Genomic DNA, 9,572 nt, shown 5'->3' on the forward strand with positions numbered 1-9,572 from the left:
GCCAGAATTTACTTATGCAAGCGATTAGCTAAATCAGAACTTAAACTTGCAAACTGGAAGCTCGGATTCCAATTCAGCATATGTTAGAATTATATCACTAAAGGCGATATATGTCATTTGTATCTTTAGAAATCTAAAGACTATATTTATATTTGGGCTTTATAATTATCCTTTAATTATGAATTTAGCACAGTATAAGTCCAATATTAAGGACTTTACTGTGCTAAATTCAAATGATATTTTCCAGAGTTACACTTAAAAATGCAAGTAACTTTCATCCACATTCAATTTGAAATATTATTTGATTTATCACGTTTTTTCAATTCTTTTAACAACGCATCTCTATAAAACATAATCTTATCTTTTTCCGCCTGATAATCATCCACTGTAAGTAATCCTTTTTCTTTCACAAACGAAATTACTTTTCCTCTTATTTTTCTATCATGTATTGAGGTAGTTGATAATATCAGCTGTGATTCTTCTGGTTGTTGATTTAAAACATAATCCCAGATGGTATTAACTTTTTCTTCTGCTGGTTCTTGTTGAAAAATTGCATCCATTACTATGGGAGCACATACCGTTTTTGAATGTTTTACAGAAACTGAATACAAAGTAAATATTTGCGCGAGAATCGCACATGGCAAGTCATTTCCGCCACTTGTAAAACTTGCTTTAAATTTTTTCAAGTCTTTTGAGTCAATATCTGTAACATTCAACATTTGTAAAGCTATACTTAATTTGGTTAAATAATCCTTTATAATATATGATCCTTTTTTAGATATTGCAGTCTGTTCCTTTGTAATGGTCATTAATCTATTATCCAGAAAAATATATCTGTTTTTTAATCTTTTTTGCTCCTTTTGCATATCATTTAAAATCGATCTCGACCCTTCTGCCACAACAATCTCCTGAAAAGATACTTCCTCTCTTTTACGATTTAAGATTTCATTGATCTTGTCAATATAGTCGCTTAACGAATCTAATTCTTCTGATTGTTTATCAATCTTTTTTTCAATTTTTTCTCTTTGAACAAAATAGTCCTGAATTACTTTTTCACATTCTTCTATTTCTGAGTATAAATGAAATTTATTTTCTACACTATTTTTATGTACAGTACCACAAATTGGACAAATTATTTCTTCATCCGTTAATTCACTTTCTACAAAATCTGCATCCTTCAGTAGCTCATTGTAAACTGAATCTGCTACTGAATATGCCTCCTCTAATTCTTTCATTTCATTAAAACAGTTGATTAACTCATTTCTTATTTCATTTTTCTTTACTAGCTGCGCATTCAATTCATTTGTTAAACACAAAATATCATCTGCAAAATTTTCCGCACTTACATTTATATCAAGATACTTCCCGTACTTCTCTGTATGACTTTTTATTAAAGTCTCATATGTTTTTAATTGTCGTTTATTCTCTCTCTGCTCGTTTTCCAATTCGATTTTTTCATCTAGTAATTCATAATACTCTTTTGTACGTACTCCCATGTGATACAATAAAATTTCTTGTTTCCATTTGCCGGTGAAAACATCTGCAAATGAATCCCATGAACCACTCCAACCTTTGTCTTGATCTATGTAAAATGGCATAAAAATAGCTCCAGGATATGCATATACGGAATTTTCGTCTTCCTTCTTTATTGGCATCTTTAAGTAAAAATTAAATAACTCTACATAATATTGAGTCAACTCTGATATTGACGCAAAAAACTTAATGTCATCATCTTTTTTTAAAATAAAAGTGTTTTTATCTCTATACAGTTCATAAAGCGTTCCATCATATAAGAACGTAACAATTGTACCTATCTGCAACGATTCCCAATTCGTTGTATACTTTTTTATCTTTGCACCTAAAGAGTAATAGATTGCCTTCATCACAAGTGACTTTCCAGTTCTATTAATCGTCTTACCATTTGGATTGTCTCCAGTAATAATTGTTAGATCATCATCAAATTCTATTATCCTTGCTTCTTCATTTTTGGATGATATTATCACCAATTTTTTCAGAATTAATCTTTTCACTTTTCCCTCTCCTTAAGTTTCTTATTAATTTCTTATAGGCTAAAAAATCTTCTTCTTTTTTCTTTTCTTCTACTGTTCTAACTTGTCTCACGCAAATATCTCCCTTATAATCAATGCATATAAATAGTATTTATCATATATTTTTGCATTTGGTTCAGTACTTATTTTATTATAAATATACTCAACCCAATCCTTGCAATTATCAAATTCTCCCTGTTCTATAATATTCTGAACCATAGTTTCTAAACTTTGTAATCCCAAAGCGTCGATATTAATTCTATCTATCTGATACCTTTTCCATCCTTTATGAATTTTTCTTATTTCCAAAGTCGTAAATCCGTCATTAAGCAGACCAATATTTACTTGAGTCCATAAATCATCAGGCATTTCCACCTTTAATTTATCAAGCCAGTTCAAAAAATCTTTTTTAGAAATTGCCTTTCTCGTCAAGAGTTCAGATACATTTCCTGCCATTTTTTCTGTATTATTTATTCTACGAATCTCCCCCAAAATAGTATTATAGATTGAATGAGTCCTTTCGGTTGTACTTAGAATTTTCATATCATCAAGTTTCTTAATCATTCTACCCATAACAGTATCTTCATATGATTCCAAATCAAGATCCGACACATCAAAATATATAATACTTAAACATTCTTCTTTGCAGATATTTACTTTATTACATGCCTTACACATATCCTTTTTTATTTGCTTTATACTTGTTTGATTTACATCCTCAAAAACAAAAGATCTTTTATTTTTTGTTTCAGTCTTATCTACTAATTCTCCAAAATTAAAGTTCTTATTTGATACCAAATGAATTTTCCGAGTTTCTTTTTCAAATTTAACAAATTCATCAATTATTTTTTGAATAATGGACATTTTTTCAGGAAATTTGTTTCCACCTTTCGTAATAAAAGATGGTGTAATGTATCTGCTATCCTTATCATCCGTTTTAATTTGAAAAAACTCAATATATTCTTCTTGTTCAGTCTTACTTAGCACAATTATATCATCATGAAATTCCATAAAGAGAAAAAAATCAGAATCTGCATCTATTATTTTAAGCATATAATCAAATGCCCAAACCTGTTGAAACGAAAAGCGATTTGAAGATCGTGCACCCGCATTCTCTCTTTCTGGTATTTTTAATAATTTTTCTGCCAAATCCATCTTTCTGTATTCTCCTTCACATTAAGTGTCTATCAGCATTCAATCTTAACATTTTTGTTTACGAATATTTCAGTATTCTTACTTCATAGACATCCGTGAAATTCTGTTCAAACAGCAGCTCCAGCGGTGAAGAGTCCGCGTGCTCTCCTCTTTCTGAGATCTTTTTGGTAAAGTGCAACACTTCCTGTCGGTTTTTCTGCAGGCATTTTTCTATCGTTTCCGCATCGAATCCCAGGAATCGGAACACTCTCTGGTATATTTTCATATAGTGGTTTTGTTTATCTGTGATCAGTGTATAAGGAAAAATCTGCTCGCCATCGCGGCAGGAGCAGATTTCATCATCGATAATGACCATGTCCACTCCATCATCATAAAAGCGACTCACACCGCCATTCGGATAAGTCACTGTCTCTCGGAGGACATAGTTCGGATATGCAATTAAGAATTGATCTTTTTCAGGAATAGATTCAGCCATCTTTCTTCCCTGTCCGGTCGTACATCTTCTGTCAGAAAGTTCCGCAGCTGCTGTAAACTTGTATGTTTTTTCAGCAGCTGCTCCAGTTTCTCTTCTGTGAAATCCAGAAAATATCTGCCGTTCCTTTCCCCTTCAAATACACCATACTTAAATGACATGTACAAAATGCCCTGCGGCTTCAGTGCCTTCTCGATGCGATATAACACTTCATCCAGTTCCCCATAGGATAAATGTAGCAACGATGAGCACGCCCAGATACCGTCATACACTTCCGATGCATCCAGCTCTTGGAACAACTGGCATTTCACCGGAATCCCCGTGTACTCTGATGCCAACGCACACAATTCTGCGGAGCCGTCTATCGCGTCTACCCGGTATCCATGCTCCAGGAAATATTTCGTGTCCCTTCCGGAGCCGCAGCCCAGGTCCAGGATCTTCGCCCCTGCAGGAAGCCCTTCTATAAATTCATCCTGCATTACATGAAAATCTACATTACGCGTGTTCTCCACAAAATCGGCGGCATTTTGATCATAATATTGAATTGTCTGATTCTTTTTACTTTTTTCGCTCATTTAAGAGTATCATAGCATATTTTTAGGAATACTGCAATCTCGCCGAAATTGCGCCCTCTATTATATATATGGCAAATTTCGACAGAATCTTACAAAAAACTTTTTCGGGACAAGGGACGGCACCTACTTCCCTTACAACTCATCTTTCTCTAGGTATGCTTTGAGTTCTTCTAATTTGGTTTCTGTCAGGCTTTCACTGTAATGAAGCCCTTCATAAGTAGAATGAAGAACGGGGTACTTCTCCTTTGTTTTTAAAATATAGTGCTCGTTGATAAGCCATTCAATAATATTCTGGATAGTCTCTCTTGGTATCTCTTTTAACATGCCATATTCCGGCACCATTTCTAAGCCATTGTCCAGAATGCGTTTGCTATTTGCGCCGCGAAGAATATCCGTCAACATGGTAACACCATAATATCTTACCTTGCTGACATCCTGTAATGCCCTTAATACTGTATCCACAACATTATTCAGAATCCACCGCGTATATCTGACAGAGGCCGCCGTTGTTTTTTCGATTTCAACATAATCATCCGTTGAAACCGGTGTTACAGCTACTCTTTTCACTGGATTCTCTTTTTCCATCCTACTGATTGCTACGGGACTTTCCGTTACTATTTCCATCTGATATCCCATCTGATCATAGTAATACTTCATACCGATAGATTTATTGCACCCGGTTCCATTCGTCTTATAATTGGTACATCCCAGAAAATAGCCGTTCTCCTTACTTGACTTGACAACCAGATAACCATCTCTGCACTTATCACATTTCTGAATGCAAAGCTTCCCGGCCCTGTAATCATTTGTCATAAAGCCACAAATTTCCGGTTCATTAGTGCATATATACAGTCTAAGTCCATATGCTCGCTTGTATTTTAGCTGCATCGGATATCCGCATAGCGGACAGGATTTTTTCGCAATGCTTTGAGGCTTCTCCTCGTTCCAGTTTCCATGTAATACAACATTCTTATAATCCCTTTTCAGTTCCAAAAGGAATTCCGAAGGATTTTGTTCCGGTGCCACAAAAAACACCCTATTTTTGGTTCTCGTCATAGCCACATAAAATAATCTTCGTTCTTCTGCGTAATCTATCGACCTGTCCCCCTTAATTACAAAAGCCAGTACCGGATCATCTTCAATTTTTGACGGGAAACCATATGTTTCATTTTTACCGTTTACAATAATAACATCATCATATCCCAGTCCTTTTGATGAATGTGCTGTCATGAATGTTATATCCAGCTTTGGATATTTTACACTTTTTATTTTACTTCCACCCCGCACGAATTCAAAAAGCCCGGATTTTTCAAGATGGTCTCCATCAAATGCATATCTGCCAAGCAGTAAAATTGTCCCCGGCAGTCTGCCTTCCTGCTTTTTATACATTATCAACTGTGTAAGTGCGGTTTCTACGGCATGTGCAACTGCATAATTGGAACCACTTCTTCTATCTCCTTTTCGGCCTTTGGCCGTGCTATCATATGTATAAATAATAACCGGATCTGTGATATTTTTCGGAGATAATAAACGTTTCCTGATCTGTTCTGAATTTTTCTGAATAAAATTACCGGCAATATCAATAACTTCCTGGGAATTACGATAAGTCTTAACAATTTTAAGCATTTTCGCATATCCCATTTTCTCGGAGAACTTAGTAAATAACGTAATATCCGATCCGCTAAAAGCATAAATTGACTGCCAGTCATCACCAACCGCAATAATCTTAGCGTCTGTAACCTCCGATAAAGCCTTCGTCAGATCAAATCTCTGCCGGGAAATATCCTGATATTCATCGACAATAATATACTTAAAGCTTAGTTTTTGTTTCATCTCTTTTACTTCTCGTAAAAGTCTTGCCGACTCGTTGATCATGTCTTCAAAATCCACGGCCTTATTTTCTTTTAACCATCTATCATATTCCAGATAACAATCATGGCAAATTTCAAGGAATAATCGGCTTCTTACATTTTGTGTAGAATGATACATTCGATTAAATTCTTCCGCATTATAACCGTTCACCTTGAAGTTTGATATAAATCTGCAGATCAGATTAATCAGCTTTCTGACATATCTGTTTTCTTCCCCTGCTACCAGCAGTTCCATAACTTCTTTGTTGGATCTTGGTTTGAGTTCAAATCCCTTTGCTTCCAGAGCCTCTTGCAAATGCTCTGTTAATGGCTTTCCGTCATTGTAGACTGAAAAAGTATAAATCAAAGTAGTATCATGCTGTTTATGCAACTTTATCTTATCATTTATTGCCTTTTTGTATTGTTCAAGTTCATCCTGACTATATCTGTCGTTCTTCCCGTTTTCTGTAATTCCGAAATGTTCAATATAGGCAATTTTACCATTTTGATATATCACGAAATCCGGGGTATACGGCTTATGCGAATACTGTATGTTATACTGATAAATAGGTTCATACTCGTACTCGATATTATTCAAATATAAAAAATTGGCAATCTCTACTTCCTGATGCGATCTCAAAATTTCATTTTGAATTGTTACAGATTTTTTCGTTCTGGTATCTATGACCTCACGTTTAAAATCTTCCAAGTCACTTCTCATCGTGGAATAGTTGGCTTTCGCAATATTGTTAAAAAATCCGTTCAAATCATCGCCTTCATAGGGTGCATCAAAATAAGTCGCGAAAAACATGATGAGTTTATTGACTACACTCTCATTTTTCATCACAGATCCACGAAAATAGTCTCTGATTACAAAATATAGCTTAGAATTATCCACTATATTCAGTTTTTCCTCTGGTGAATTCTTATGAATAATCGCGTTTCCAGTAGAGTGAAATGTCGCTATAGGACATGGTACTCCCAAATCATCCTGTATTTTTTCTTTCAGTTCATTCACCGCCTTATTAGTGAATGAAACAACCAGAATCTGTGCAGGATCAATTCCTTTTTTGTCCACAAGATACTTTACCTTTGCAGCTACCGTTGTTGTCTTTCCCGCTCCGGCGCCGGCAATAACAAGACAATAATCCTCATCCGTAAGTACTACTTTTCTCTGATCCTCATCCAGTACAACTACCGGGTCTACTGCCTTAAGAACATTATCCAGATATTCTTTTTCCTCGACCATTGCTCTGGCAAGAAATTCCTCATTGTGGTCTTCAACATATGTTTCTGCATTATTGTAATAGTCAATCGCTTGTACAATGTCCTTTTCTTCCACACCATTAACATCGCAGAAATTCCCAAGCATACCGCTATCTGATAATACCTCAAAGAAACTTATGATTTTCTGATATTCATCTATATATTTCTTATAGTCACTTCTTGCAATGTATCTATCTTCTGCAAGTAATTTTTCCATGTGAGATGCAAATTCCATAAGTTTTATGCAATTCTCATTACGCGGAACATTCTTCACAGAACTTTTCGCTTTATTATCTATATCAACGTTGGACACATCTTTTTTTGATCCAAAGATTTTGCTGAGAAGTCCCATCATCTGTACCCCCACTATGATCATACTACTTGCTGTACATTATAACATTTTGAAATTGTTTACGCATTAACTTTCAGTAGAAAATCAAGGGGCCTAAATTTTCTATTTAAATTCTGCCTGCTTAAGTGGTAGATTTCCTTATATTTGACTGAAAATATTATACATACTAATTTTCAGTAATCCTCTTTTGATTCCTTTATTATTAATTTAGCACAGTATATGTCATATAAGCCAGACTTTACTGTGCTAAATTAGCTTGCGAAATAACTATTTTCGACAATTATAAATAACTATTTCTAAACAAATTTTATTCTAATAAATATGCCATCCTCTCTCCTTACATTTACCGTTTTTCATTGAGCCATTCTCTTTCTCACTTAATGCAGCTTAGTTATCCCCTATTTGATCTGATTCTGTATTCTCAGTCAATATATTTCCCGCAAGAATAGTTTCTTTATTTTCTTGAATAAAATTCTCTATCTGTTGCAAATAATAATTTGGAATACCAAAATACTTTCTAGGATCCAATTGATAAATATAATCATTTTCAACATGATTAGTCTCATTAACAAACTTACATGCTGCTGGATATTTTTTTCTTAGTAATGACAGCGTTCCTTCTACCCTCTCAAAAAGTAACCTAATTGAGATAATTCTATGATATAAATCATCCGACGACATTGAACTAATCAAAATTTCTGTAGACGTTCCATTTATTAAATCAGTATACGATTTGTTCGGAATATATTGTGATACTTCTCTCATTCCCTGCTCAAGTACATCCGCAGATATCTCTTGGCCATCCTTATATATCGGATTTTGTCTTCCGTGAATTACATTTGAAAGAACTTCATAAATTGCTGATGTTCCGAATTCAGGCTTAGTTAATTCAACATATTTGCGCAAATTCACAATTTTAACAGCCATACTTGCATTTGAAGACATTACAATATCTTTGGTTAGTTCTACAGTATTTTTCAAATCATTCATCGTAATTGGCGATTCGCAAATTGATCCCTCAATATTCTGTATAAATGAAGCATGAACCGGCGTAATCAATCCATATCGCGTAAAGAAGTTTCCATGGACATAATCAATAATTGGTTGGAAATCATGTGTTAGCATCAATACTGTTTTCTCTTTAAAACTATCCTTTTTATTATCAAATAGCCTTCGAATAATTCCAAATTTCTTTTTTTCATCAAATGCCGATATTGGATCATCCAAAACAATGAGATCTGCATTATCACTAATTGCTTCAAACATAAACATAACAAGCGAAAATGCATTTTTCTCTCCCCAACTAAGTCGATTTTTAGGATCTACAACCATTTCCTTCTGAAATTCACAGGGAACTAAGTACGCTTTAGCATGCTTTTCTCCATCCTTTTCCAGACAAAAATTATAGGGAAATCCGGCAATTGTAAAAAACTGATTAATGTCATCCTGACGCTGAGCTATTAACTCATCAAGTTTCTTTTCGTGTTGCAAAAACAAGCCTTTTAATTGCCCTGTTTTTCCCTTTAATACATTTATCTTATCTGAAACATGATAAATAAGTTTTTTTATTAAATCAGTCGCGTAAAATGATTGAAGTTGTCTTTCCTCAATCACTAATTCCGATAGACTTTGCTCTAAATTAACAAGTTGAGCATGCGTGACATTCATTGGTTTAAACATACAAATCTTTTCAATTTTTTTATACAGATAATCTGTTTCTTTTGCAAGCATTTGAAGTTCAGCATATAGTTCATCAGCCTTTGTATTATCGCCAATGCTGAATTGGAATCCGAGCTTCCAGTTTGCAAGTTTAAGTTCTGATTTAGCTAATCGCTTGCATAAGTAAATTCTGGC

General features: G+C 34.3%; 6 protein-coding genes and 1 pseudogene. All 7 read right to left on the reverse strand.

What is annotated here, in order from left to right:
- Positions 1 to 284: 284 nt before the first annotated feature.
- Complete coding sequence (locus OCV96_RS19050; RefSeq protein WP_262595196.1) at positions 285 to 2,030, reverse strand: coiled-coil domain-containing protein; 1,746 nt, start codon at positions 2,028 to 2,030, stop codon at positions 285 to 287.
- Positions 1,981 to 2,121: a hypothetical protein gene (locus tag OCV96_RS19055; RefSeq protein WP_262595197.1), complete on the reverse strand. Its 141-nt coding sequence runs from the start codon at positions 2,119 to 2,121 to the stop codon at positions 1,981 to 1,983. Before OCV96_RS19055 ends, OCV96_RS19050 begins: the two co-directional genes overlap by 50 nt.
- Complete coding sequence (locus OCV96_RS19060; RefSeq protein WP_262595198.1) at positions 2,118 to 3,203, reverse strand: DUF4297 domain-containing protein; 1,086 nt, start codon at positions 3,201 to 3,203, stop codon at positions 2,118 to 2,120. The genes OCV96_RS19055 and OCV96_RS19060 overlap by 4 nt, the downstream gene beginning before the upstream one ends.
- Positions 3,204 to 3,261: 58 nt before the next feature.
- Entirely contained in the window at positions 3,262 to 3,678 is a 417-nt protein-coding gene (locus OCV96_RS19065) for a hypothetical protein (protein ID WP_262595199.1), read from the reverse strand.
- On the reverse strand, positions 3,642 to 4,250 hold the full coding sequence (locus OCV96_RS19070; protein WP_022152764.1) for a class I SAM-dependent methyltransferase: 609 nt from the start codon (positions 4,248 to 4,250) through the stop codon (positions 3,642 to 3,644). The genes OCV96_RS19065 and OCV96_RS19070 overlap by 37 nt, the downstream gene beginning before the upstream one ends.
- 132 nt (positions 4,251 to 4,382) lie before the next feature.
- Complete coding sequence (locus OCV96_RS19075; protein ID WP_262595200.1) at positions 4,383 to 7,742, reverse strand: UvrD-helicase domain-containing protein; 3,360 nt, start codon at positions 7,740 to 7,742, stop codon at positions 4,383 to 4,385.
- Positions 7,743 to 8,105: 363 nt separating this feature from the next.
- A pseudogene (locus OCV96_RS19080) lies at positions 8,106 to 9,572 on the reverse strand (hypothetical protein); the annotation flags it as partial.

Origin of the sequence: Waltera acetigignens (assembly GCF_025567015.1) — a bacterium.
In the GTDB taxonomy this organism is placed as follows: Bacteria; Bacillota; Clostridia; order Lachnospirales; family Lachnospiraceae; genus Acetatifactor; species Acetatifactor acetigignens.

Bases quoted from the DNA above. Each gene is read 5' to 3' on its own strand.
- OCV96_RS19060 (WP_262595198.1), bottom strand. From the start codon at position 3,203: ATGGATTTGGCAGAAAAATTATTAAAAATACCAGAAAGAGAGAATGCG.
- OCV96_RS19065 (WP_262595199.1), bottom strand. From the start codon at position 3,678: ATGGCTGAATCTATTCCTGAAAAAGATCAATTCTTAATTGCATATCCG.
- OCV96_RS19070 (WP_022152764.1), bottom strand. From the start codon at position 4,250: ATGAGCGAAAAAAGTAAAAAGAATCAGACAATTCAATATTATGATCAA.
- OCV96_RS19075 (WP_262595200.1), bottom strand. From the start codon at position 7,742: ATGATCATAGTGGGGGTACAGATGATGGGACTTCTCAGCAAAATCTTT.